The sequence below is a fragment of the Marinobacter sp. Hex_13 genome (assembly GCF_001566815.1).
GTDB classification, from domain to species: Bacteria; Pseudomonadota; Gammaproteobacteria; order Pseudomonadales; family Oleiphilaceae; genus Marinobacter; species Marinobacter salarius.
The window spans coordinates 64,241-89,082 of the sequence record NZ_LSMM01000003.1 but is presented as its reverse complement, the minus strand read 5'-3'; the positions used below and the strand labels follow the sequence as shown (position 1 = coordinate 89,082).

Genomic DNA, 24,842 nt, shown 5'->3' with positions numbered 1-24,842 from the left:
GTCTTTTCCTTTCAGGTTTCGTCACCTTCAAGAAAAGAACATGCGGGGTCGGGAGGACAATCTATCCTGACAATTTACGGACTTTTAGCACTGTTGCTGACACTGTTGCAAAGACCCACCGTGGCCACTGTGGTCATGGGTGCACGCAATGAGTCTCAGCTTCGCCAGAATCTGGGAGCCGTTGGATGGAATCTGAGTCAGGAGCAGATGGCCCGGCTTGACCAAGTCAGTTCGGTGACGCCGCCTTATCCCTATTACCCTTATCGAACGCAGGAGGGGTTTGCCCGTGTGAATCCACCTTTGGTGTAGCCTCTGAATAGCCTGCTGCGAATGCGATAACCACGAAACCTTGATCGTTGGCGTACCGCACCTGTTTTCTCACGAAGCGGGGAATTCACCCCAGTAGGTGCATTTAACGACCCCGGAATACTTATTCGCACCTCGCCGGCCGCCCAGGGCCCTACTGGCTTTGGTGGCTCTGAACCCATCATCGGGTGTGATGTTCTGTATATCGCGAGGCAATTTTTTCTGCAGCCGGGAAACAGAGAGAATTCCAATCAAGCCAATGAGGCGACGTTGTCTAATCTAATTCTCATAGAAGGTCGAATATCACATGAACGCAATCAACAAGTTCTTTCTCGTTTTTTCTGTACTCGCTTTCTCTGCATTCGCGCAAGCCGAAGGTGTTAGCCAGGGCGATATCGAGCGCGGCAATAATCCTGCAGTTGAAACTGCCGAACTGGGCACTGGCAACTAACCGTCCAAAACGACAATGGGCGGTCCAGGTGGGGCCGCCCGTGCATTTTTGATACAAAGCCCTCCCTCTTCGATCCAGTTTCTGCATTTCCCGGCCCTGCCCTTGCAGCCATCCCTCTAGCGCTGTTTTAGCGTTGATCACCCATCGACTCAATAAAGGCGTCGACCTCCGACTGTGTGTAACGGGGGGTAATGTGTTGCGGACAGTTCCAGTCAAAGGCCTCGACCCGAATGATCATGCCCCTCTCTATCTGGGCTTTATAGCTCTCGTCCTGTAAGTGGTCGAGAATTGATGGTGGCTCAGGACCAACCAGTGCCATCCTGCCAAGCAGTTTTAGTCTCCGCTGATTCGGGTAGTCCATCAGGAACAACGCAACGCGGTCATTGGTAAGCACGTTGCCAGTCGTGACGTACTGGCGGTTGCCCGAGTAGTCCGCAAAACCAATGGTCGACTGGTCGATGACCTTCAAAAATCCGGCTGGCCCGCCCCTATGCTGGATGTAGGGCCAACCGGTTTCGCTGACACTGGCAATGTAAAAGCTGTCCCGGGCCTCGATAAACACCCGTTCCCGATCCCTGAGCAGGTTGTTACGGTCTGGTCCGGTTTCAATGGACGAGTAACCGGTCCGACTGCCCATTTCCTCCTGAACCTGCTTAACCGTACTGGTAAAAGCGATTTCCGCAAACTTGTGCGCCATGTTGAGCTCCTGAGGTTTTCATAAATCTGTTTTCCCATTTACTACCAGTAACTCTTCAGGCTCAAGTGTTACGTCGTGTCGTCACTAATCTAAAACAGGCTTAAGGCCAAAACGTAACATGCTGCTCGAGGCCCGTGTCGAAATCGTGGCCGGCGGCGATAAAGCAGGCCGTTATAACCAGAATACCGGTTACTCGAACCCTTCCAGCACTATTTTGCCCACGGCCGTACCGGACTCCAACTCCGAATGCGCCGCACGTATGTTTTCAGCGTTGATTACCCCGAGATTCTTGCCTGCGGTGGTACGAATGTGGCCCTGATCCACAAGACTCGCTACCGTCTCAAGAAGTTCGTGCTGCACCTGCATGTCATCGGCGTTGTGCATAGACCGGGCGAACATGAATTCGATGTGTAAGGACAGGCTTTTCGGTTTGATTTTCATAACGTCCAGAGACACGGGGTCGTCAATCATGGCAATCCTGCCGAACGGCCTCAGCGCTGCCACATAATCATCGAAGTACTGGTCGGTGGCGTTCAGGCTGGCCACGTGAGTGATCGGGGCAATTTTGCCATCGGACACCAGTTGTTCGATTTGCGGCAGCAGTGGCTCGCGGTGATTCACGACGAAATCCGCACCTAGCGATTCGACCCATTGCCGGGACTCGGGCCGGGATGCGGTGGCCACCACGGTGGCACCGGTCAGCGTTTTTGCCAACTGAATCAGGATCGAGCCGACACCGCCGGCTGCACCAACCACCAGTATCACGTCGTCGGTTGGACTGATTTCCTCTGGGGGCTGCTGTTCAAGACCCAGGTGGTCGAAGAGCATTTCCCAGGCGGTTATAGTGGTCAGAGGCAGTGCTGCCGCCTCTGCGTCGTTCAGGCTGGCGGGTTTGCGGCCCACAATGCGCTCGTCCACGATCTGATACTCGGCATTGCTACCCTGCCGTGTAACATCGCCAGCGTAGTAAACCTGGTCGCCTGGCTCGAACAATGATGCGGCCTCTCCCGTTGCAACGACTTCCCCTACGGCATCCCAGCCCAGTACCTTGGTCTCACCAGGCTCCGCTGCAGCCCGTTGACGTACTTTGAAATCAACAGGATTGACGCCGATGGCCCTGACACGGACCAAGAGGTCCCTTCCCTCGGCCGCCGGCTGAGGTAGTTCCACGTCTTGAAGGGATTTAGGGTCATCAATGGGTAAAGATTCAGTGTATCCAACCGCTTTCATGTTTCTCTCCAGTGTGAGTTGGTAGTGGCTAACAGTGTGATCCCTCTTTACACTAAGAAAAACAGCCTAATCCCATAAACATAATCAAATAATTTTTGAAAATGAACTTTGACGATCTGACCGTTGTGCTTAAAGTGGCCGAGTTCCGCAACATCACCGCGGCTGCCACCAGCCTGGATATGCGCGCTGCGACGGCGAGCGCCGCCGTAAAACGTGTGGAGCATGAGTTAGGGGTAGAGCTGTTTGTACGCTCTACCCGTCAGTTGCGGCTTTCCGCCGCCGGGGAGAAATACCTGCCCCAATGCCGGCAGGCGCTGACACTGATGGATGAGGCCAGACAGAATATTCGCTTTGGCACAGAAACAGTGGCGGGAGAAATTCGGCTATCGGTGTCATCCGATCTGGGTAGAAATCGCGTCGTGCCCTGGATCGACCAATTGATGACATCTCACCCCGGGCTGAGTTTGCGGGTACAGATCACCGACAGCAATGTGGACTTTTTTCGGGATTCGGTTGATATGGCCCTACGGTATGGCTCACCCAGTGACGCCAACCTGTACGGGTTCAAAATCTGTGATGTCCCCCGACTGCTCTGCGCAACACCCGATTACCTGAACCAACAGGGTACCCCCATTCATCCACATGACCTCACGGGTCACAGCGGGCTTTTCTATCAGTTGCAGGACATTCCCTACGACTTGTGGACCTTCAAACGGGATGGTGAGGAATACCGGGTGAAAATGAGAGGCAATCGGGCGTCCAACGACGGCGATCTCGTTCGGCGCTGGTGCATCGCCGGGCAAGGTATGGCGGTTAAATCCTGCCTCGATATATCCGATGATCTGCTGTCCGGCCGGGTGATGAACGTCATGCCCGACTACACGCCACCGGTGTCAGAGCTGTGGCTGATCTGCCCGACGCGACAATCCATCACACCTGCCATGCGCCTGCTGCGGGACCACCTGAAACAGCAGTGTCAAAGCCTTATAAACGCCATGACTAAACGCGGCATACTGCCAAGCCACGATTAGACCGCCTTCAGGTGCCGGCCACAGGGCGAATTGGTCATGATGTCGTGCCAGCGAGCCTGGAGCAGTCTTTCGATATGATTCCTGATCCAGATAATCCCCGGTTCTCTATCATGGCGTGCGTGCCAGATGAGGTAGAGGCTGGTTGGGTCCACATCGAAAGGTAGCTCCCCCATCCATAACCCATCGACGAATCCGCAATCCTGGCTGATCAACTCAGGAACGGCCGCGATGAGATTGGACTCCCTTAACACTTGAGGAACGGACGCAAAATGGTTCATTGTTGCGGCGATACGCCTGCTCTGCCCTTTTTGATCAAGATAACTGTCAACAGAACCGTGTGCGTCGCCCGACATGGTAACCAACAGATGCCGGGCTTCCAGAAACTCTTCCATGGTGATTTGCCGGCCTGCCAGCGGGTGGTCTGCCCGCATTGCGAGAACAAATCCGCTATCAAGAAGCCAGGTACTCCGCAAACTGTAATCGTGCTGGTTAAGCACGCCAATCGCGAGGTCAACGTGAGCTGATCTCAGGTCGTCGTAGCTCCCTTCAGGTGTATAGGGAACGGCGTGTACGTCCACGCCCGGCGCCTCACGCTCAAGCAAGTCAATAAGCTGACGCCAGATCATCTCGACGATGACGTCGGTTACTGCAATGCGAAACGTCCGCCGGGCGGAGGCCGGGTCAAACTGCGTAGCGCTGACGGCGTTTGTCAGCGCGAACATAGGGTCACCCACCTGATCCCATAGACTGAGCGCATAGGAGGTGGGTTCGATGTTGCGGCCCTTTCGCACAAAGAGCGGATCATTCCAGATCTGGCGCATCCTGGAAATCGCATTTGATACCGCAGGCTGCGTCATGGCCAGGCGATCCGCCGCACGAGTCACTGAACGCTCCGTCATAATGGCATCGAAGATGTACAGCAACTGGAGCTCTTGAGTTTTCATAGTAAGTTCTCGGCGTAACTATAAGTGCCCTTTAACGAACGTTCTCAACTGGCTGAGGCTCCCTGCCCCGGCATGTTGGGCAATCACATCGCCATCCTGAAACAGGGCCAATGTCGGAATGCCACGGATACGCATTTTTGCAGTAATCTCCGGGCTATCATCCACGTTGACCTTGGCAACGGTCAGTTGCTCACTGAACTCATCGGCGATGTCCTCAAGCAGCGGGGCTACCGTCTTGCAAGGGCCACACCAGGGTGCCCAGAAGTCAACCAGAACTGTCCGGTCGCTCTGAACAACCGCTTCTTCAAAATTCGCATCGGTTACATGAACAATGGTCGTCATAATATCTGCTCCTGAATGGAATTGCTCACTTTCAATACTGGGTCCTTTAAGCTGATAGCACTAATTTCAGTGCCATATAGATCCCATTTCTCACAATGATGGGTTGGCATAGAGCGCCGTTAAAGGCGCTTACTGAATACCAGCCCACCCCACGCAAGCGTGCGGTTTCCGGTCCCGCTCTTAATTTCGGAGCTCTGGACCCGGAGCACGTAACTCAACTCGGTGCCAGCGACGAAACTGTGGGTATAGCCCGCCCAGATTTCCGCCAGGAGCACGTTAAGGTCGTTGGCACCCAGTTCGTGGTCGGAGTGCCTGAATTGGCCTTGAAGGAACGCATTGTAGGCCCGAGCTTTAACAGACACGCCGCCCCAGAAATAGTGCTCCCGGCCGCCAGGGGCCGCGACTCCCGGCGCTCGTTCGCCGTAGGCCATAAGCTCAGGGTTGAAACGATTGTCCGGGGAGGAAATGAGCCCATCCCGAAAAACAAGCGCGGCACCAAACTCAGTCAAATAACCCACCGACCCGAAATACGTGACTTTGAATTGCTGGTCCGGCCGGCTTTCATCCAGATACTGATGATAGGCAGCGGAGTATCGGAATGTTGGTTCCCCGCCATTGGAGACCTGATGGTCCCAGCCGTTGGCACGGTCACTTCCTACCACCTTGTGAACCGCATTCTGACCCGATTTAAAAACATCCAGGCCCAGCACTCCGACGGTCATCGAGGTGGTCCACCCGGAATCGTCACTCAGGGTCCTGTAACTATGGCTTGACGATAAATAAACGAGGCTGCTATAGGGACGATCATCCCGATCGATATCCCTCGCCTTGATTTCCTCAGGGGTGAATCCGTAGATGCCAAATTCCAGGGCTGCACTTTCGGGCTCGTTAATATCTGCGCCAATACCCGACAACACGAACCTGTCCAGGTTTTGGCTGATTCCGGAAACCGGATTTTCCAGGAAGTCCTCCGAGTTTGAGGAATAGGTTATGGCCACACCTGCGGTGTAATCCCGATCGGTTTGGGTGGGTGCAAAAAGATCATTGTCCGTAGAAAGCGCAATGACAGAATCAGAGTTCTCAGCATGAGCCATCGGAGACAAAACCAGAACAGTGAGAAAAAGTACAAGCAGACGATGAGACATGGCCAACTCCGAAAGACGATAGGTCGGAAACAAGTTGGCTGCTATTTTTCAACTGAACGCCTTGCGCGACTAATCAGGGCTCAATATTGAAAACATCATGTATTTTGATGAATAGGTGTTTGTACTGCGATGTTTACATCGTTGTCGGCGGGGCGCGTTCTATAAAACGATTTAAGTTAGTCCTTTAACATATTGTATTTAATTTATTTATATGTATTTCGATAAAATCAGTCAAGATAGGAGACATCGAAGTAATTCGCCGAAAAGCTCTATTTATCAGTTTTGGTGATGTGACTCATGCGGCCTCCTGATTATTCGTGACCTTTCTTCAAGCTCATACTCCACTCCATCTGATCTCGCGCCGATCGGCGAAACGGAGATCAGCCTTCGCTTATCAAAACTGGAGAACATGTTATGCGTACAACTGTACTGGTTGCCCTTACATCACTCTTAGCCGCTGCTGCGCTGCCTGCACACGCGACCCTGGCTGATCGGAAATCCGACGAGACTCATTTTGAAAACGCTCAACCGGCCCCGTACAGCGGCCAGCTCGTCATACGTGGTGAGATACAGGACCGTGATGCAGCAGGCCGTTCAGCAGAACCCGCCCCCTACAGCGGTCACATCGTTATCCGAGGTGAAGTGCGGCCTGAAAGCCACGGTTGAGCGAGAAGTCTTTCTTTGCGTCTTGGCACCAGGGACGGTGCGTTTTTCGTCAATCCGCTTCGGATGGCGTTACCGCCTCTCCCTCCAACCACGGTGGACGGTTACCAATCCGCTCCAACAGGAAATCAATAAAGACCCGTACCTTCGCCGTTAAAACATTAGATTTGGGATAAACCAGCCAGAGCGCCGGCTCTGCGTCCATCCGGAAGTCTCCAAGAACCTGTACCAGTGTGCCCTCCGAAAGTTCACGATGAACACTCCATAAAGCATGCATGGCAATGCCAGCGCCTGCCATGGTGGCGATCTTATAACTTAGCCCGTCATCAATGATCAGGCGGTTACCAGGCGCACGCGGGTTGAATTTACCCTGTTCACCATCTGGGCCAATCAGGTTGATGGTCGCCTGGGATTTAAACGCAATCAGTTGGTGGGAACAAAGGTCGCCTGGATGCTTCGGTGTGCCCCACTTCGCCAGGTACTCCGGGGAGGCGCACAACAATCGCCTGTCGTCTGCCAGTTTACGAGCCTTCAAATTACTGTCTGGAAGCACCGAGTCCCGCAATGCCAGGTCAAAACTTCCCTGGATAAGATCAAGCTCCATATCCGACAGTCGCAAGTCCAGATTGATGCCTGGGTAAAGCTCCAGAAACTCCGGCATCAGCGGTAACACATACTGCTGGGCAAACGTGCTGGATGCAGTCAATCTCAATGTCCCAGCCACATGTTCATTGCCGAACCCCATCGCCGCCAGGGCTGCGTTCTCCTGCGCCAGAATTTCTCTGGCGAAGGGTAGAAATTCTGCTCCCTCAGTGGAAAGCGCTACTTTCCGGGTTGAGCGCCGCAAAAGATCTGCCCCAACTGCATTCTCAAGTTTCGCGAGCCTGGCACTGGCAACTGCTGGAGGCATTCCCAATTCCCGGCCCGCAGCGCTGATGTTGAGTTTTTCCGCCGCCAGAACGAACAGTTTAATGCCTTCGGTATCCACAGTTTTATATCCATTTAACGAATACTGAAAACCATTATTGGCCATTTATTGCGATTATGCGAACCATTAATCTTGTCGATAGAGTTTTGACCAACCCAAGCAATGAATTGGAGGTACACGATGAAAGCAATGGTTCTTAATCAGTACGGTGAACAGTCGGCATTCGAATCGGCAGAGGTGGCCAAGCCTTCCGCACAACCGGGCCAGGTGATCGTGCGTGTTGCGGCAACGAGTATCAATACCGTCGATACGATGATTCGCCAGATGGGGAAGGATCTTCCGCTGTCACCCGACCTGCCTGCTGTTCTTGGCATGGACTTCGCGGGAACGATTGAAGCCGTAGGCGAAGGCGTGACCGATTTCGCTCCCGGTGATGAAGTGTATGGCTGTGCTGGCGGGCTGGCCGATCTGCAGGGCGCCCTCGCCGAGTTTATGCCTGCCGACGCACGGCTGATTGCCCATAAGCCCAAGAGCCTGTCTATGCGTGAAGCGGCGGCGTTGCCGTTGGTTGGCATCACTGCATTCGAGGGTCTTCAACGTGCGGGTGTCAAAGCCGGGCAGAACGTACTTGTGCATGGCGGTACCGGCGGCGTAGGCCATCTAGCGGTCCAACTTGCGAAGCATTTCGGCGCCAATGTTTACTCCACTGCCACGGGTGCTAAAGCATTCAGCATCATCGAAGGCTACGACGCCACGCCAATCGATTACATGACTGAATCCGTTGCCGACTATGTCGAAGCCCACACATCCGGTGCCGGGTTCGATGTGGTTTTCGATACAGTTGGTGGCGCCAATATGACCAACAGCTTTGAAGCGGCTGCCCTGAATGGCCATGTGACTACGACTGTCGCCATGGTTGAACTGGATCTGACCACCGCGCACTTCAAAGGGCTGTCGGTTCATGTCGTGTTCATGTTGATTCCCATGCTGCACAACCATCATCGGGAAGCGCACGGCAACATTCTGGAGCAGTTGGCGCAGATCGTGGATCAGGGTGCCGTTAAACCCCTCCTGGATGAGCAAGGCTTCAGTCTTTCTGAGGTCGGACAGGCCTATGATCGCCTGACCAGTGGCCAGGCGGTTGGCAAGGTCGTCGTGGAGGTTTGACAATGCCGGCACTGAACGAGAGCACAAAGACATTTGCCCCTATCAATCGTGGCTACAATCAGGTGTTTCAGCCGAATCGGTTGAGTATTGGCGTCATTGCTCCGCTGGAGAGTTATACCAGCGGGCCTGTGCCCACGATGGAACGTCACCTTGAACGTGTGCGGTTGGCCGAGAAGGCCGGTTTTTCCGCGGTATGGTTGCGCGATGTCCCCTTCAATGTGCTCTCGTTCGGTGATGCCGGCCAGGTGTTCGATCCGTTTGTTTACCTCGGTTTTCTGGCGGGGCAAACCCAGCGGATTGCCATCGGCGTAGCGAGCCTGATATTGCCGCTTCGCCACCCTGCGCACGTCGCGAAAGCCGCAGCAAGCGTGGATCAGCTGTCCGGTGGTCGGTTGATACTCGGAATCGCATCTGGCGATCGCCCCGATGAATACCCTGCTCTTAACGAGACCTATGCGAACCGGGGCGAGCGTTTTCGGGACAGTTTCGAGTACATCCGCAGGATGGCCGATAGTGCGCCGGCATTCGAAAACCGTTATGGCCAAACGAACGGTGAGATGGACCTGCTTCCCAAGCCAGCGGCAGGAAAGATTCCGATGTTGATTACCGGCGGAAGCCAACAGCAGCCGCAATGGGGGGCGCGCAACAGTGATGGCTTGATTACTTACCCGCGGAATATTGACGACCAGGCAAACGCCGTGAGGTCGTGGCGTGACGGTATTCCCGGTAAAACAGAGGCCTCAAAGCCCGTGATGCAATCCCTGTACATCGATTTGCTGGCAGATCCCGATGCACCGCCTCAGCCCATTCATCTGGGCTTCAGATCGGGCATAAAGTTTCTGAAGACTTACCTTAAATCGCTCGAAGAAATTGGTGTAAACCATGTTGCATTGAACCTGCGATTCAATCAGGCGGATACTGAACAAACGATCCTGTACCTCGCAGAAGACCTGCTCCCCGAATTCGCGGCACAAGGACACAAACCATGACCAAAAAAATTCTGATCACCGGCGCCACTGATGGAATCGGCCTGGAAACCGCAAAGCGTCTCTATTCCGAAGGCCACACGTTGCTTTTACACGGGCGCAACGCGGAAAAACTGGAGGCGACAGAAAGAAAGTTGGCAGACAGTACAGGCGCTGGACTGATCTACACCTATAAGGCGGATTTGTCGCGTTTGGCTGAAGTGGATTCTCTGGCAAAAGCCATCACCAAAGAACATGAGCAACTGGACGTCATCATCAACAACGCCGGTGTCATGCGTGTTCCTGAAACCATCACCCAGGACGGACTGGATGTCCGGTTCGCTGTGAATACGGTTGCGCCGTACCTGCTGACAAAACATTTGTTAACAATCCTGAGGCCCGGTTCACGAGTGGTAAACCTGTCGTCGGCTGCACAGGCTCCGGTGGAACTTGACGCCTTACGGGGAAAAAATCGGCTTCTGGACGACATGTCAGCCTATGCTCAAAGCAAGCTGGCGTTGACCATGTGGAACAATGCGATGGCAGCGTCGCTCGGCAGTCGGGGGCCAGTCTTTGTCGCCGTAAACCCAGGCTCACTATTGGCATCAAAGATGGTGAAAGAGGGGTTTGGCGTTGCCGGAAAAAGCCTATCGATTGGCGCCGATGTTCTCGCCAGGGCCGCGCTTTCAGACGAATTTGCCAATGCGTCAGGCCACTATTTTGACAACGACAAAGGTCAATTCGGCCCGCCCCATTCCGACGCACTGAATGAAGAGAAGTGCGCTGCGGTTTTAGCGGTTATCGAAGAGCTGGTTGGCCGCGAAAAGTCATAAAATACTCCTGGGCTAATACCTGTAGTCGAAGCCGCAGGTAGCCTAAGCGGGTCATTGCCGATGATCTCAACATGACCCACGATCACGGTAATTTCTCTACTTTACGGTGTACCGGCTGTTCGTGCGGATATAAAGGGTCGCTGCCCTATCGCTATCGTTTGCTATTCGGTGCGTGAAGCGCCCTGTCGATTCGATATAGCTTCCAGCCTCGAGGTGCTTTTCAGTATCCAGACCCTTTGCCTGGTAGGTAACCTCGCCACCGATCACAACCGCGCGAAATTCGCTGGCATTCGTACGGATTTCTCCCTCAAAGCCGGACGCAATCTTGATCATTGAGCCGCCCAGATCGGCATCACTATCCCATACGAATGTGGCTTCCACGTTGTCCGCTTCAATATTGTGTAGCTCACTGTTATTGAGCCAGACAATATTGGTTTCATGCAGGTTGAGCGGGCGTTCGCCGTTATCAAATTTCTCGTCGGAAGGCTTAACCAGATAGGGACCGGAGTCTATCTCCAGGTAAATCAGATTGGTGTCGCCATTTGCCGCGGTTGTATGATCTTCGCCGGCTGGCTGTGTCCAGAAAGACCCGGGCGGCATCCACATTTTTTGTGCATCTGGGTCGTCGTTATGCATCAGCCCTTCGATGACAACGCCGCGATACGTAATATTGTGAATATGGGGAGGAGACTCAAAACCCTGCTTGAACCGAACAAGCATTCCGGTGGCGCTGTCGGTCGTGCGATCTCCCCAAAGGTCTGCCGCACCAGGGCTCAGTACGCCGCGAAGAGGATTAAGATACCCCCACTCAACGTCATCAGCCGGCACAACTTTCACGAGAGAACCGCTGTTTTCGGTGTCGGCATTCACCACCGTCGCGGTACCGGCAACCATCAGTGCACAAAACAGCCTGCTGGAAAACATTTGATAGCTCCACTTTGAATATGATGAGAGCTACAAGCCTAGTGGCCGCGATCTCGGATAAAAACGGGCAGTTTCCGATTTTAGTTTTCGTAAAAATGAAGTAATTCCCGGGGAACTTTCGTCATTAAGGGGAGCGTAACGTCGTTACAGGCTTTTCCAGCGTGCACTGAAGAAATCCAGAAACACCTGGATGCGCGCAGACAGTGTTGTGTTCCTGTAGTACACGGCGTTGACCAACTCTCTTGGATTGGGGCGCACCAGTTGATCCCCCATCAGTTCCACCAAGTCGCCTCGTTCAAGGTCCTTGTCGATCATGAACCGTGAAAGATACGCCAGACCGTTTCCGCCGAGGCAGAGTTGGCGTACAGCTTCTCCACTGCTGGCTCGTACCGTCGGTCTGATTCGTATCCCTTCGCCAAAATGCCAGACATTCAAAGCTTCCGGTGCGGTGAAGCCGATGGTGTCGTGGCCAGCGAGTGATTCCGGCGAGTCGCAGCCACCACGCCGCTTCAGGTACTCCGGCGAAGCCACCACTGACAGCGGAGACCGACCCAATGCCTTGGCATGGAGCGTCGAATCTTCCAGGCTTCCGATTCGGATAGCCACATCGATCCGTCGTTCCAGCAGGTCGACAATCTGATCACTTGCCGTCAATTCCAGTTCAATGTGCGGATAGGCGGCTCGAAACTCCCGGACATGAGGCACGATTTGATGCAACAGAAATGGGTTTGCGGCGTCCACCCGTAGGCGGCCCGCCGGCCTTTGTTTACGTATGGCCAATTGCTCTTCGGCCTCTTCCAGCGAAGCCAGGCCATCTCTCACCCTCGCAACAAACAGCCGCCCTTCCTCGGTCAGCCCCACTTTGCGGGTGGTTCGGTTCAGCAGCGTTGTGTTCAAGCTCTGTTCGAGGCGGGAGACCGCTCGCGACACCCGGGTCACAGATACGTCAAGTTGTTCTGCCGCGCTACTGAAGCTTCCGCTGTCCACCACTGACAGCAGGAAGTGAAGGTCGTCCGATCGGCTTTTCATTTCATTTTCCGCAAAAGTATTTTTTAAAAACCACTGTTTATCGCAAAAGTATGCGGCCGCAAACTAGGCATCGTCAATTCATTCCCGCTCACTGCTAAGGAGCCGCTATGCCCATTGCACTTTTCGCACTCACTTTGAGTGCCTTTGCGATTGGGACCACCGAGTTTGTCATTGTCGGACTGGTTCCCACCATTGCCCAGGATCTGGGCGTTACCCTCCCGTCTGCTGGCCTTCTGGTCAGTTTGTACGCGCTCGGTGTTGCTATAGGTGCACCGGTGCTCACAGCCCTGACCGGCCGCTGGAATCGTAAGTTGGTGCTGCTTTCGCTGATGGGGCTGTTCATCATCGGTAACATCCTGGCCTGGATGGCGCCGAATTACAGCTCACTGATTACCGCCCGAATTCTCACCGGCCTTGCACACGGGGTGTTCTTCTCAATCGGTTCAACCATCGCGACCAGTCTGGTATCAAAAGAGAAAGAGGCCAGTGCAATCGCCATCATGTTCACCGGGCTTACTGTGGCCCTGGTAACGGGCGTTCCCCTGGGAACCTTTATCGGACAGACGTTCGGGTGGCGAGCCACCTTTCTGACCGTCGCCGTACTGGGGGCCATAGCGTTGATCGGCAGTGCTTTTTTGGTGCCCAGGAACCTGAAGCAGTCAAAGCCGGCAACCCTGCGTCAGCAGCTTGAGGTCATCACTCACCCGAGACTGCTGCTGGTGTACGCGATGACCGCCGTTGGGTATGGCGGTACGTTCACGGCCTTCACCTACCTGACCCCGATCCTCGAAGACGTCACCGGTTTTGCCTCCGGCATGGTCAGCCTTCTGCTGCTCGTCTACGGTGTGTCTGTGGCCGCTGGGAATATCTGGGGTGGAAAGCTGGCCGATCGTTTTGGGCCAACCTCAGCGCTGTACATCGTTTTTGGCGGCCTCGCGGCCATCCTGTTCGTTCTGACCTTCAGCGCTTACAACCCGGTTGCAGCCGTGATCACCCTTCTGGTTTGGGGTGCATTTGCCTTCGGCAATGTGCCAGGCTTGCAGGTGTATGTGGTCCAACTGGCTGAACGTTACACTCCGCATTCCGTGGATGTTGCTTCCGGCCTGAACATCGCGGCCTTCAACATTGGGATTGCCGTCGGCGCCTGGCTCGGAGGCCATGTGGTGGCCGACATGGGGTTGATGAACACGCCCTGGATTGGCGGCGTGATTGTTCTCAGTGCGCTGCTTCTGACCCGCATTTCCGCCACCTTGGATAACCACGAAACGGCTACCGCCTGATCTCTCAAAGGCCTCTCGAAAGGGAGGTCATTGACGTGTGTCATGACGGTTTTTAATCAGTCGTTATCCGGTAACCTGAAATCGACTTCCTCGAGTGAGTCTGCCAGGAAGTCCAAAAATGCTCTTACCGCAGGAAGCAGCCCTCGGCGCGACGGGAAAACAGCATGGAAAATTCCTCCGCGTGGTCGCCAGTCCGGTAAAATACTGACGAGATTGCCGTCAATCAGGTCCTGCCCACCGACGATGAGCGGCATTTTTACCACACCTAAACCACCCACAGCAGCTTTGAGCAACGTAAAGACATCATCGGTGACCAGGCGTGGCTGGTGATGGATTTTAACGGCCGCACCAGCGGGCCCATCCAGGCACCAGACATGCTGTCCATCCCATTGCTCAAAATCGATACTGGGAAGTTTTGATAAATCATCGGGAGTTATTGGTTTCGGATACTGCGCAACCACCTCTGGCGCGGCCATCAAGCACTGAGGGCTTTTAGACAGCACTTTCATCGTTAAGTCACTGTCTTCAAGCGGCGGGTATCTCACTCGCAAGGCAACATCGAACCCCTCCCTGACAACGTCGATCCGTCGGCTCGTAGCCTCCATTTCGATTTTTACTTTCGGGTACTGCTGCATAAACCGGATAATCAACGGGGCCACCAGAAAGTAGATGATTCCCGGCGGGCAGCTCACCCGTATCGAACCCACTGGCTCGGAGCGGGAATGATCGATGACTTCCTGTGCCGCATCGGCCTCCACCAGCATTGCCACGCAGTGGCGATAATACTCTTTCCCCAACTCCGTAACAGTGAAGACACGCGGTGAGCGATTAATCAGCCGGGTATCAAGCCGACTCTCGAGCTCTGCCACGCGCCGGCTCAACTTGGATTTGGGTAACCCAAGTGCCCTGCCCGCTGGCGCAAATCCGCCGTGATCTACCACCTTCACGAAGTAAAAAAGATCGTTCAGATCCTGCATATACGATCGTCCTATATATAGAACTCTGAGTATAAGAATTAGTGCCTACTCAGGCCACCCTGGCTGAACTATCGTTAAATTTATTCCCTTTTCCAGTGCCAAAGGAGAGGGGGCCAACGACGACGGTGCACTGCGCCGTCTAAGCCCAGAAAGGAGAACGTCATGAGCAAACCCTATGTTCGACTCGATAAAAACGATGCTGCGGTACTGATGGTAGATCATCAGACTGGCCTGCTCTCCTTGGTCCGCGATATTGACCCGGACAAGTTCAAGAACAACGTATTGGCGATGGGTGACCTGGCTCAATACTTTGGGCTTCCGACCATTCTGACAACCAGTTTTGAGACTGGCCCTAACGGCCCATTGGTTCCGGAGCTGAAAGAACAGTTTCCCTCTGCCCCTTACATCGCCCGCCCAGGGCAGATTAACGCTTGGGACAATGAGGATTTTGTTAAGGCCGTTAAGGATACGGGAAAGAAACAACTGATCATCGCCGGCGTCGTGACAGAAGTGTGTGTTGCTTTTCCGGCGCTCGCTGCGCTGGCCGAAGGCTATGACGTATTCGTGGTGACGGACGCCTCCGGCACGTTCAACGAGCTGACCCGGCATTCGGCCTGGGACCGGATGTCGCAGGCCGGTGCCCAATTGATGACCTGGTTTGGGCTGGCGTGTGAGCTGCACCGTGACTGGCGCAACGATATTGAAGGCCTGGGAGCCCTGTTCTCAAACCACATTCCTGACTACCGAAACTTGATTACCAGTTACAACACAATGCCTGAAAAGCAGTGAGGCAATGGCGGGGTATTCGTTCCATAAATAGAACATTAAGTGGAAATATCGCTATCTATTCAGGGCCCGTACGCTGTTTTATCGTCACATTGATGCAGTAAAAACGTTGGGTAGATGGACCCGTTAGGAGGTCAAAGTGAAAAAGATTCTGACAACGTACGGTCCCCCTCGCGGTCATTGGGTGGGTGATGGCTTTCCGGTTCGTTCGCTCTTCTCCTACGATCGCATGGGCGCATCGAATATCTCGCCGTTTCTGCTACTGGATTACGCCGGGCCATCGGAATTTCCTCCGGCTCAACGTCCCCGGGGGGTTGGTCAACATCCACACCGAGGCTTTGAGACCGTGACAGTGGTCTACAGCGGTGAGCTGGAACACCGGGATACCTCGGGTGCAGGTGGGCTCATTGGCGAGGGAGACGTCCAATGGATGACCGCTGGCGCGGGAATCGTGCACGAGGAGTTCCATTCACAGCAATTCACTGAACAAGGTGGTTTGCTGAACATGGTGCAGCTCTGGGTCAACTTACCTGCATCGGCAAAGGACACGCCGGCGGCTTATCAGACGTTGCTCAATAAGGATATCCCTCGTGTGTCCCTGGAAGATGATGGTGGAACGCTGCGAGTCATTGCTGGTGAGTATCTTGAGCATAAAGGACCTGCCAACACATTCACGCCAATCAATGTGTGGGATCTTAAGCTGGAGCCTGGTGCCCGTGTGAATTTGCCGGTGCCCAAAGGCCACACCACCTTGGTGGCAGTGCTGAACGGTTCAGTTCAGATCAATGACACTGATGTGTTGCGTGAGGCAGAGCTTGCGAACCTGGACAGAGAAGGTCAAGAGATTGTGCTGGAGTCCAATAATGACGCTCGGCTGCTTGTGTTGAGTGGAGAACCCATTGATGAGCCGGTCGTGGGCTATGGACCCTTTGTGATGAATACAGAGGGAGAAATTAAACAGGCCATGCTCGACTTTCAATCAGGAAAATTCGGCGCTCTCTAGCAAGGGTAAAGAGCATGAACTGCTTTTGAGGGGCTGACAGGACGTCGCCCCCAATCAATCAAAGATTGGGAAGCACGCTATGAACGAACAAGAGGCAGACGCCGCCCCAAGCATCCACTATGACTCTGGTCGATCCATCATAATCCGGCACACCGTGAAACCCGGACACCGTGACCACTATGAAACCTGGCTCAGGCAGATTATTGCCGCCGCAGCCCAGTTTTCCGGGCACCAAGGCGTTCATGTGGTACGACCGCCCGAAGGGCATGACACCTTTGAAATCGCGGTGCGCTTTTCCCATCCCGAAGAAGCCGACACTTGGCTGAACTCTGACGTTCGGCGGGAATTGGTATCCGACATCGTTCCGGCGCTGGCCTCTGAAGAACAGGTAGAGATTCAGACCGGCATCGATTACTGGTTCACCCCACCCACGTCAAAAGCCAAACAACCTACTCGCTGGAAGCAATGGCTCATTACTACAGCGGTTATTTGGCCACTCACGTTGATCGTACCAATCGTCTTTCAGCCCATATTTGATCAACTTCCAGTGCTTGCGTTATGGGGTGTGCGTCATGGCTTGGTCGCAGCCACTGTCGTCGCACTAGTGGTCTATTTGATCATGCCCCGAGTGGTTCGACTCGTTGCAAACTGGCTGTTTCGTTAGTCGACAGCGCTAGGGGCAGAGGTACAGATCGATTTTCTATGGCAGTTTTGCCGTACGACCGGCGGAAAGATATGGTAAAGACCTGCGGCCTTTCGCACTTGTTTGGACACTAGGGAACACAACACTGAGGGAAATTGCTATGACGCTGAAACTTCAAACAATCATCTGCAGCACGCGCCCTGGAAGGGTTGGCCCATCGATCGCTAAATGGTTCAACGAATTCGCCAATGCCGACGGACGATTTGAGTCGGAGCTTGTCGACTTGGCAGATTTTGAACTACCGGTCTACAACGAACCAAACCATCCGCGTTTACAGAAATACGAGCATGATCATACCAAGGCGTGGTCAAAAAGCGTCGATGCAGCTGATGCGTACGTTTACGTTATCCCCGAGTATAACTATTGCCCTCCCCCCTCCTTCACAAACGCGCTGGATTACGTGTACACCGAGTGGAACTACAAGCCGTGCGGGTTTGTGAGCTACGGTGGCGTATCCGGTGGTCTGCGCTCGGCGCAACTCGCGAAACAGCTGGTAACCACATTGAAAATGATGCCAATGATGGAGGGCGTGATGGTTCAGATGCCCTGGAACCTCCTCGATGAGAATAAGGTGTTCCAGGCGAGCGAGCATCACGAAGGTTCCGGGAAAGCGATGCTCGAGGAGTTGGAGAAATGGGCCAGTGCCTTGCAATCGATCCGTAAGGGATGAGAGCAGACGCTGAATCTGCACCTCCATGAGCCTATCACGGCATTCCGATTGCGGACGCTAATCAATAGGTGTGTGTTGGTGCTGAGGGCGGCCCAGGTTATCCAAGCGCCCGCTTAACCCAGTCCATACGGTCCTGGCCGAAGAACATTTCGTCGTTGACGAAGAAGGTGGGGGCTCCGAACACGCCCCTCTTGGCATCGGCATCCGTCGCCTCGATCAGCGCTGTTTTTATCTGCGGCTGAGCCATTGCGTCCGCTACCTGTTCCGGATCAAAACCAGCGTTGGTTAAGATCTCCCTCAATGCATCCGGGGATTGTAATTGATATTGGCGCCCGTCCCCGCAGTGAGTTCCTTCAACCGCATCCATGCGAAATAGGACGCGGGGCTTATGAAATCATAGTAAAAGTCGATATTCGTACTCATCATCATTACCTCTTGATGGGAAGGGTTTACCAGGGCTCAGAAAATGGCCGCGCATCCTGCTCGAATGTCCAGGCTGACCGAGGCTGTGTATGGAGATGCCAGTAAATGTCGGCAAGATCATCGGGCTCGATGATGCCACCCTCCCCCTTACTGGCATAAAGATCAGGCAGAAACTCAGCGGTCGCCTCGTTTCGTATCAGTCCATCAACAATAACGTGACCTACGTGGATTCCTTTTGGTCCAAGCTCCCGCGCCATGCTTTGAGCCAGGGCCCGTAACGCGTGCTTGCCGCCCGCAAAGGCAGAAAAACCGGCCCCACCTCTCAGGCTTGCCGATGCACCGGTGAACAGGATGGTTCCCTCGCTACGGGGCAGCATCTTCGCCACCACCTCCCGGCCCATCAGAAAACCCGCCAGCGCGCACATCTCCCAGACTTTCTGGTACACCCGGGTGGTTGTTTCGCAGAGATCGAATCGAACGTTTCCACCCACGTTGAAGACAACCACCTGTATTGGGCCCAGCTCTGATTCCACTCGATTTATCAGCTCCGTTACTTGCGTCTCATCACGGGCGTCGGAATGAATTGCCGTTGCCGTGGACCCTATGTCGCTGATTTCACGACTGAGCTTTTCCAGATCTCCCCGGCGACGGGTTACCACGAGATGGAATCCTTCCCTGGCAAATCGGCGTGCGATCGCCGACCCTAAATGATCACCAGCCCCAACCACCAGCGCAATGGGTTTGTCGGTCGTGCCCATGTTCCTTCCCCTTATTCCGTTGTGATGCTGGTAAAAACGTATCCCACCCAATAGGGACCTTTCGCTAACCTAGTTGTGAGCCAGGCCGCTCACAATTCGACACGCGAACGCCCTCGCCTGACACGCACCATGTCCGCAACGATGGCCAGTGCAATTTCAGAAGGGGTTTTACTGCCGAGGTTGAGTCCTATGGGCATGTGGATCCGCTCAACGTCTTCCTTTGACAGGCCACCAGTCCGACGAAGTCGTTCGGATCGGGCCTGGGAAGTACGAACAGAGCCCATCACACCAATGTAGCTTGCCGAGGTTTTGACAGCAGCCATCATGGCCAGATCATCAATGCGGGGGTCATGGGTTGCGGCGACGATCGCCGTGGAGGGCGTGCAAGCACCAGGCGAAGCGATATACAGCGACGGCAGTTGGGGCACAAACTCAACACCCGGCGGCAGGCTCATGCCATTGGTGACTTCCTCCCGTGGGTCACACAGCACCACCTCATAACCAAGGCTTAAGGCGAACTGTGCACAGGCCTCTGATACCGTTGAATAGCCGGCAAGAATCAACTTGGCGACGGGGCCAATACGAACCGTCACCGTCTCTTCGGTTTCATTTTGCAACACCCGCGGCCCCGTGGGTTCAGCGTCGGACAGCCACCACACTGCATCCGTCAATCTGATATGTCGTGCGATTTCATTTTGGCCGGACAGGGCCTGCTGAATCCGCTCAAGGTGATCCCGGGTCTTTGTGGTGGCAACCATACGTTCTACCAGGACGTCGAGAATGCCCCCGCACGGCAAGCGAATACGGGGGCTCTCCGGGCTGTTGCCCGGGTCGCCATAACGGACAATAACGGCTGGTTGCTCGTACTCTCTGGCGGCAACGCGCTCGAGGAAGTCTTCCTCGACGCAACCACCCGAGAGCGAGCCCACATGATGTCCATCCGAAGTGGCAACCATCAGTGAGCCCGGCTCCCTGGGCGATGATCCGAAGGTGGACAACACCGTGCACAACCAGATCGTCCGGCCATTACCCAGCCATTCGATCGCCTGCTCCACTACCCGAGCATCCAGACTTTGCATGGTCATGCACTCAACTGATCACCAACAGGAAGACGCCGGATGCGTTTCCCCGTGGCTGCGTAGATGGCGTTGCACAGTGCCGGCGCGACCGGCGGCAATCCCGGCTCGCCAACACCGCCCATGGCGTCATCGGGATTATCAATCAGGTGCACCCGGACCACTTTCGGCGCGTTTGGCATTCGCGGCAACAGGTATCTGTCGAAGTTACTTTGTTGAGCGACACCATCCTGGAACGTCACCTCATTTTGAAGGGCAATGCCGATTCCCATCACGCAGGAACCCTCCATCTGTGACCGGATTCGCTCCGGGTTGGCCTGCGGCCCGCAATCAAAGGCAATGTCGGCGCGGTGAATGGTCACTTGCCCGCCGTCATCCACTTCCACGTCAAAGACGACGGCGGTGTAGGAAACAAAGCTGTGGTGGAAGGCAAGCCCAAGGCCACGCCCCTTTGCTCTTTCCTTTCCCCAGCCCGCTTCTTCGGTGGCACGCTCAATAACCCGGCGCATGCGGCCCACATCAATTGGGTACATCTCAGGATCTTCACCGTAGTTCCAGCCGTCGCCCACCGTGAGATTGTGAACCTCACGCCCTGGTCCCAGCAGGTCCAGTACATAATCGCGATGGTCCTTGCCGGCGGCTACCGCCATCTCGTGGGCAAAGCTCTGGATGGCCCACGCATGCGGCAGGTTGTACACCGAGCGGAACCACCCGATGCGGACATGAGCCGGTGCCGGCGGGTTCTCCAAACGGATAGCAGGGATGCTGAATGGCATGGTGTTAAACCCCATTCCCAGCTCAAAGCCCGCCTTGTGTTTGGGATCCGGCGCGAACAGCGATGCAATGCTGGGAGACAGAGTACGGTGGCGCCAACTGGTCGCTTTGCCATTACCGTCGAGCCCCGCTTCCAGGTGATCCACAGAAACCGCATGGAAGTAGGCATGCTGAATGTCGTCCTCACGGGACCACTGCAGTTTGATGGGCTGCCCTTCAAAGGCCTTGGCCACTTGAGCGGCCTCAATCACGAAGTCTGGCTTCGATTTACGGCCAAAACCGCCACCCAGCAGGGTTTGATGAACGGTCACGTTTTCCAGGTCGATCTCCAGAAGCCCGGCGATGCCTTCTCGCGTCGCCCTGGGGTTCTGCACTGGCGCCCAGGCCTCGGCTTTGCCCCCGCTTACGCGAACCACGGCGACGGGGGGCTCCATGGGAGCCTGAGCCATATGGGGCATGTAGTAGGTGGCTGACACCCGCTTATTGGCTTCTTTCAAAGCGGCCTCAACATCACCGGACTGGCGTATAACCTTGCCCGGCGATTGCGCCGCTTTTTCCAGGGATTCACGGTAAGTATCCGATGTGTAATCGGCGTTGTTACCGGCCGGAGTATTGTCCCACTCTATCTTCAAAGCTCTGCGGCCTTCCATGGCAGCCCAGGTGTTGGTGGCTACTACCGCAACACCCCCGAGCGGATTAAATGCCGCAGGCTGGCCCGTGCCATCAATGCGTACAGTTTTCTTAACACCTCTGACCTTCAGGGCCTCACTGTCATCGACGCTCTTCACCGTCGCACCATAGACCGGTGGTCTGGCCACCACTGCATAGAGGGTGTTTTCCAGATCCACATCGGCGCCAAAAATTGCCTTGCCGGTGACAATGTCTTCACCATCGATTGCTTTGGGGTGCGTGGATTTCAGCTCGCCATTGATCAGGCCGGATTCCTTGCCAATGAAACGCAGCTCACTATCAGATTTCAGAACCAACCCCTCCCGGCCAGGAACGTCCAGCTCCCGTGCGGCTTCTGCAAGCTGGCCAAAGCCGAGTTCACGTCCAGTGGCAGGATGAACAACCTTATGAATATCCGCCCTTACTTGGTCGACCGATACACCCCATTGATTGGCCGCGGCCTGCTCAAGCATCAGCCTGGCAGCAGCGGCCGCACGGCGCATGGGGTCGTACCAGTGACGCATGCTGCGGGAACCATCGGTATTCTGGTTGCCAAACTTATCCTGATCGCCGTCTGCCTGTTCCGCGCGAACCCGGTCCCAGTCTGCGCCCAGTTCATCCGCGGCCACCATAACCAGGCTGGTGCGAATACCCTGTCCCATTTCGGCACGGTTGTTGACGATAGTGACAAGGCCGTTGGCATCGATATGGATAAACACATTCGGGTTGTCTACCCAGCCCCCCGGCATGGCCCCGGCCCCGAATTGAGCCTGTTCATTGGCCAGCCCAATATCCCATCGGGCTGCGAGCAGGAGCGCAGAGGCTCCGGCCAACCCTTTGAGAAGACCGCGGCGGCTGACATTCGCAAGCAGCAGTGTGTCGTCGGATTGGCTCATGAGCTCACCTCCTTGTCCGCAGCCCGCTCAATGGCCGCCAGAATGCGATTGTAGGTGCCACACCGGCAGAGGTTGCCCGCCATGGCATCGATGATTTCCTGGGTTTCCGGTTCCGGTGTTTTCTTCAGCAGAGCTGTGGCATTCATGATCTGGCCACCCTGGCAGTAGCCACACTGGGCCACACCCAGGTCCAGCCACGCCTGCTGGACTTTGCTGCCAACCGGGTCGTCGGCCATGGCCTCTATGGTCGTAATCTCTCCCTGAGCTGCGGAGACCGGCGTTATGCATGATCGGGTGGCGACCCCATCGAGATGAACCGTACAAGCACCGCATTGGGCGATACCGCACCCGAACTTGGTGCCTTTCATGCCGACAACGTCCCGAATGGCCCAAAGCAACGGCATATTGTCGGGGACGTCCAGCTCATGCAGCTGTCCGTTTATGGTCAGGTTAATCATTGGTCTCTCCCTTCACTGTGTTCCACGCACTGTGTTGCACGATTTACGTTGCTGGGGAAGCTTGAGCTCACTGACCGGAGAAAAACGACTCGGCATAACCGGTATATTTCTTAAACAGCTCGTCTCTGAAAGCCTGCCCCCTTGATGCAAGGACTCGATCAATGTCATCGCGCAGGCCGGCAAGTTCATTGCGATAACCGGCCACACTGACCGAAGAACCAAGCGCTGGTTCCAGAACGCGAAGCGCCAGATCGTGATCCTGGATCAGATTGGCGCTCCAGAAGTTGTCTTCTATGAATGCATCGGCCCGCCCGAATTCGAGCATGCGGAAAGGCACCATTCCCTCGCCATCAGCGGAATAGGTGATCTCGACAATATCCTGATGGGTCTCTGCCCAGCGCGTGATATTGTCCGGGTAAACATACCCGCTGATGATCAGCACGCTAAGGTCATCCAGCTTCTCAAGCGTCACCGGCCCCTCAATGGATAGGCTCTCAGGTACGATCGCAGCCAATGTCCAGTGAGCAAATATCGTTCGCGAGTGCAGAAGCTTGTCCCGCCCCTCTGTTATTGGTACGGCGATGTCTGAGGCGCCTGACTGAACCTCTGAAATACAGCGTTTAAACGGCAATTCCTCGTAGGCAGCGATCAGCCCCAGATCATTGAGCGCGGCATTCATCAATTCCACGGCAATGCCGCGCATCTCTCCCTGATGATCCTTAAAGATGTATGGGTCCCAGGGTTCATAACAGATCTTTATCTTCGAGGATGGTGCGGCTGCATGGCTGAGGGTTCCATAAAGCACCAGCAACACCGCGATAACCCCGTAATGTATGACAACTGATACTGCACGCTGCATGAGAGGCGCCCCACTGCGCATTTGGTACGGGAACGGTAGGCATTAGCCATTATGATCTGATCAGTATAGACAATTGTGACAGACACCGACCGAAAGGGGTGATCAACAGCGCGCAGGGCTTTTTCAGATCCCTCTATTCACATTCCTAACGTGGCAAACCACTAACGCTTGTCGGCTGTCTGACCAAACAGCAGACTCTTACCCTCTTCCGTCACGGCTGGCCGACTGGACCACGGGGCTCCCTTTTCATACGCTCTGACCACCGCCGGTCGCGCCTGCATGGCATTGAACCATCGCTTGAGATTCGGGAAATCATCAAGGTTCTGCTGTTGAGTTTCATGCGGCACAACCCAGGGATAGGTCGCCATGTCAGCAATGGAGTAGTCACCTGCAACCCAGTCGCGTCCTTCCAACTGTTTGTTGAGTACGCCATAAAGCCGATTGGTCTCATTCACGTAACGCTGAATGGCATAAGGAACTTCTTCCGGCGCGTATTTTACGAAGTGGTGGTTCTGTCCCGCCATTGGGCCAAGTCCACCCATCTGCCACATCAGCCACTGTATGACCGTGATACGAGCCCGGGGGTCCGCGGGCAGAAAGCGGCCTGTTTTTTCTGCCAGGTACAACAGAATGGCGCCCGACTCGAAAACGGAAAGCGGCCCCTCGCCGGATGCCGGCGAGTGATCAACGATCGCCGGCATCCGGTTATTGGGTGAAATTGCCAAAAACGATGGCTTGAATTGGTCCCCAGCACTGATATCCACCGGGTGGATATCATATTCAAGCCCCGCTTCTTCAAGAAAGATCGTGATCTTGTGACCATTGGGTGTTGGCCAGTAGTGAAGATCAATCATG

The 24,842-nt window shown here is 54.9% G+C and carries 28 protein-coding genes; 12 read left to right on the top strand and 16 right to left on the bottom strand.

Translation table 11 applies throughout. The features are described from left to right. Both AXW11_RS02780 and AXW11_RS02775 read left to right on the top strand, forming a co-directional pair. Nucleotides 1–309 (top strand): aldo/keto reductase (locus AXW11_RS02780; protein WP_286791758.1); only part of this gene is annotated, 309 nt, incomplete at its 5' end. A 304-nt stretch (nt 310–613) separates the two neighbouring features. Next, nucleotides 614–757, top strand: a complete 144-nt coding sequence (locus AXW11_RS02775) for a hypothetical protein (protein WP_177190648.1) — start codon at nt 614–616, stop codon at nt 755–757. Nucleotides 758–884: 127 nt separating this feature from the next. On the opposite strand, the gene AXW11_RS02770 is transcribed toward AXW11_RS02775, so the two are convergent. Further along, nucleotides 885–1,454 (bottom strand): pyridoxamine 5'-phosphate oxidase family protein, encoded by a 570-nt coding sequence (locus AXW11_RS02770; RefSeq protein ID WP_091643704.1) that lies wholly within the window; start codon nt 1,452–1,454, stop codon nt 885–887. 189 nt (nt 1,455–1,643) lie between these two features. Then, complete coding sequence (locus tag AXW11_RS02765) at nt 1,644–2,684, bottom strand: zinc-binding alcohol dehydrogenase family protein (protein ID WP_091643707.1); 1,041 nt, start codon at nt 2,682–2,684, stop codon at nt 1,644–1,646. Nucleotides 2,685–2,785: 101 nt separating this feature from the next. On the opposite strand from AXW11_RS02765, the gene AXW11_RS02760 reads away from it, so the two are divergent. Then, nucleotides 2,786–3,715, top strand: coding sequence for a LysR family transcriptional regulator (locus AXW11_RS02760; protein ID WP_091643710.1), 930 nt, complete (start codon nt 2,786–2,788; stop codon nt 3,713–3,715). Here AXW11_RS02760 and AXW11_RS02755 read toward each other — a convergent pair. From AXW11_RS02755 to AXW11_RS02745, 3 genes are all read right to left on the bottom strand, one after another. Continuing rightward, nucleotides 3,712–4,659: a LysR family transcriptional regulator gene (locus AXW11_RS02755; RefSeq protein WP_007152207.1), complete on the bottom strand. Its 948-nt coding sequence runs from the start codon at nt 4,657–4,659 to the stop codon at nt 3,712–3,714. The two genes, AXW11_RS02760 and AXW11_RS02755, sit on opposite strands and share 4 nt — an antisense overlap. 18 nt (nt 4,660–4,677) lie before the next feature. Beyond that, nucleotides 4,678–5,001: a thioredoxin gene (gene trxA, locus AXW11_RS02750; protein ID WP_036207214.1), complete on the bottom strand. Its 324-nt coding sequence runs from the start codon at nt 4,999–5,001 to the stop codon at nt 4,678–4,680. 119 nt (nt 5,002–5,120) lie between these two features. Next, nucleotides 5,121–6,146 carry a lipid A deacylase LpxR family protein gene (locus AXW11_RS02745; RefSeq protein ID WP_091643713.1) on the bottom strand — a complete coding sequence of 342 codons (1,026 nt, stop codon included), beginning with the start codon at nt 6,144–6,146 and terminating at the stop codon, nt 5,121–5,123. A gap of 414 nt (nt 6,147–6,560) precedes the next feature. Here AXW11_RS02745 and AXW11_RS02740 point away from each other — a divergent pair, with 414 nt between their 5' ends. Next, a complete protein-coding gene (locus AXW11_RS02740) occupies nt 6,561–6,812 on the top strand; it encodes a hypothetical protein (protein WP_036207210.1) in 252 nt (83 codons plus the stop codon). Between the two features lie 49 nt (nt 6,813–6,861). Here the strand turns inward: AXW11_RS02740 and AXW11_RS02735 are convergent, their stop codons facing one another. Further along, nucleotides 6,862–7,797: a LysR family transcriptional regulator gene (locus AXW11_RS02735; RefSeq protein WP_091643716.1), complete on the bottom strand. Its 936-nt coding sequence runs from the start codon at nt 7,795–7,797 to the stop codon at nt 6,862–6,864. 120 nt (nt 7,798–7,917) lie between these two features. Here AXW11_RS02735 and AXW11_RS02730 point away from each other — a divergent pair, with 120 nt between their 5' ends. Genes AXW11_RS02730 through AXW11_RS02720 form a run of 3 tightly spaced genes read left to right on the top strand, consistent with a single transcriptional unit; the run spans nt 7,918 to nt 10,702 of the window. After that, nucleotides 7,918–8,904 carry a zinc-dependent alcohol dehydrogenase family protein gene (locus AXW11_RS02730; protein ID WP_085680677.1) on the top strand — a complete coding sequence of 329 codons (987 nt, stop codon included), beginning with the start codon at nt 7,918–7,920 and terminating at the stop codon, nt 8,902–8,904. Nucleotides 8,905–8,906: 2 nt separating this feature from the next. Continuing rightward, a complete protein-coding gene (locus AXW11_RS02725; RefSeq protein WP_091643718.1) occupies nt 8,907–9,893 on the top strand; it encodes an LLM class oxidoreductase in 987 nt (328 codons plus the stop codon). Next, nucleotides 9,890–10,702, top strand: a complete 813-nt coding sequence (locus tag AXW11_RS02720; protein ID WP_091643721.1) for an SDR family NAD(P)-dependent oxidoreductase — start codon at nt 9,890–9,892, stop codon at nt 10,700–10,702. The genes AXW11_RS02725 and AXW11_RS02720 overlap by 4 nt, the downstream gene beginning before the upstream one ends. A gap of 96 nt (nt 10,703–10,798) precedes the next feature. Here AXW11_RS02720 and AXW11_RS02715 read toward each other — a convergent pair whose 3' ends face one another. Together AXW11_RS02715 and AXW11_RS02710 are read right to left on the bottom strand one after the other, a co-directional pair. After that, complete coding sequence (locus tag AXW11_RS02715; protein WP_177190649.1) at nt 10,799–11,596, bottom strand: DUF4437 domain-containing protein; 798 nt, start codon at nt 11,594–11,596, stop codon at nt 10,799–10,801. A gap of 174 nt (nt 11,597–11,770) precedes the next feature. Beyond that, a complete protein-coding gene (locus AXW11_RS02710; protein WP_091643727.1) occupies nt 11,771–12,655 on the bottom strand; it encodes a LysR family transcriptional regulator in 885 nt (294 codons plus the stop codon). Between the two features lie 107 nt (nt 12,656–12,762). Between AXW11_RS02710 and AXW11_RS02705 the strand changes: the two genes are divergently transcribed. Then, nucleotides 12,763–13,935 (top strand): MFS transporter, encoded by a 1,173-nt coding sequence (locus AXW11_RS02705; RefSeq protein ID WP_091643731.1) that lies wholly within the window; start codon nt 12,763–12,765, stop codon nt 13,933–13,935. 56 nt (nt 13,936–13,991) lie between these two features. Here AXW11_RS02705 and AXW11_RS02700 read toward each other — a convergent pair whose 3' ends face one another. Next, the gene (locus AXW11_RS02700) at nt 13,992–14,912 is read right to left on the bottom strand and encodes a LysR substrate-binding domain-containing protein (protein ID WP_085680689.1); all 921 of its coding nucleotides are present in this window, start codon (nt 14,910–14,912) and stop codon (nt 13,992–13,994) included. 162 nt (nt 14,913–15,074) lie between these two features. Here AXW11_RS02700 and ycaC point away from each other — a divergent pair, with 162 nt between their 5' ends. The 4 genes from ycaC (at nt 15,075) to AXW11_RS02680 (ending at nt 18,074) form a co-directional block, all read left to right on the top strand. After that, nucleotides 15,075–15,701 carry an isochorismate family cysteine hydrolase YcaC gene (gene ycaC, locus AXW11_RS02695; protein ID WP_091643734.1) on the top strand — a complete coding sequence of 209 codons (627 nt, stop codon included), beginning with the start codon at nt 15,075–15,077 and terminating at the stop codon, nt 15,699–15,701. Between the two features lie 136 nt (nt 15,702–15,837). Next, on the top strand, nt 15,838–16,701 hold the full coding sequence (locus tag AXW11_RS02690; protein WP_091643737.1) for a pirin family protein: 864 nt from the start codon (nt 15,838–15,840) through the stop codon (nt 16,699–16,701). 79 nt (nt 16,702–16,780) lie between these two features. After that, nucleotides 16,781–17,365, top strand: coding sequence for an antibiotic biosynthesis monooxygenase (locus AXW11_RS02685; RefSeq protein WP_085680695.1), 585 nt, complete (start codon nt 16,781–16,783; stop codon nt 17,363–17,365). Nucleotides 17,366–17,504: 139 nt separating this feature from the next. Further along, complete coding sequence (locus AXW11_RS02680; protein WP_036207193.1) at nt 17,505–18,074, top strand: NADPH-dependent FMN reductase; 570 nt, start codon at nt 17,505–17,507, stop codon at nt 18,072–18,074. Nucleotides 18,075–18,171: 97 nt separating this feature from the next. On the opposite strand, the gene AXW11_RS02675 is transcribed toward AXW11_RS02680, so the two are convergent. The 7 genes from AXW11_RS02675 to AXW11_RS02645 all read right to left on the bottom strand — a co-directional run bounded on the left by AXW11_RS02675 (nt 18,172) and on the right by AXW11_RS02645 (nt 24,841). Further along, nucleotides 18,172–18,441, bottom strand: a complete 270-nt coding sequence (locus tag AXW11_RS02675; protein WP_213480089.1) for a DsbA family protein — start codon at nt 18,439–18,441, stop codon at nt 18,172–18,174. 82 nt (nt 18,442–18,523) lie between these two features. Next, nucleotides 18,524–19,255, bottom strand: a complete 732-nt coding sequence (locus tag AXW11_RS02670; RefSeq protein WP_091643740.1) for an SDR family NAD(P)-dependent oxidoreductase — start codon at nt 19,253–19,255, stop codon at nt 18,524–18,526. A gap of 89 nt (nt 19,256–19,344) precedes the next feature. After that, nucleotides 19,345–20,334 (bottom strand): XdhC family protein, encoded by a 990-nt coding sequence (locus AXW11_RS02665; RefSeq protein WP_091643835.1) that lies wholly within the window; start codon nt 20,332–20,334, stop codon nt 19,345–19,347. Between the two features lie 2 nt (nt 20,335–20,336). Beyond that, nucleotides 20,337–22,670: a xanthine dehydrogenase family protein molybdopterin-binding subunit gene (locus AXW11_RS02660; protein ID WP_091643743.1), complete on the bottom strand. Its 2,334-nt coding sequence runs from the start codon at nt 22,668–22,670 to the stop codon at nt 20,337–20,339. Beyond that, on the bottom strand, nt 22,667–23,128 hold the full coding sequence (locus tag AXW11_RS02655) for a (2Fe-2S)-binding protein (RefSeq protein ID WP_075194839.1): 462 nt from the start codon (nt 23,126–23,128) through the stop codon (nt 22,667–22,669). Before AXW11_RS02655 ends, AXW11_RS02660 begins: the two co-directional genes overlap by 4 nt. A 67-nt stretch (nt 23,129–23,195) precedes the next feature. Beyond that, nucleotides 23,196–23,987 carry a substrate-binding periplasmic protein gene (locus AXW11_RS02650; protein WP_126812747.1) on the bottom strand — a complete coding sequence of 264 codons (792 nt, stop codon included), beginning with the start codon at nt 23,985–23,987 and terminating at the stop codon, nt 23,196–23,198. 161 nt (nt 23,988–24,148) lie between these two features. Then, complete coding sequence (locus tag AXW11_RS02645; RefSeq protein ID WP_091643748.1) at nt 24,149–24,841, bottom strand: glutathione binding-like protein; 693 nt, start codon at nt 24,839–24,841, stop codon at nt 24,149–24,151. Between the last annotated feature and the right edge of the window lies 1 nt (nt 24,842).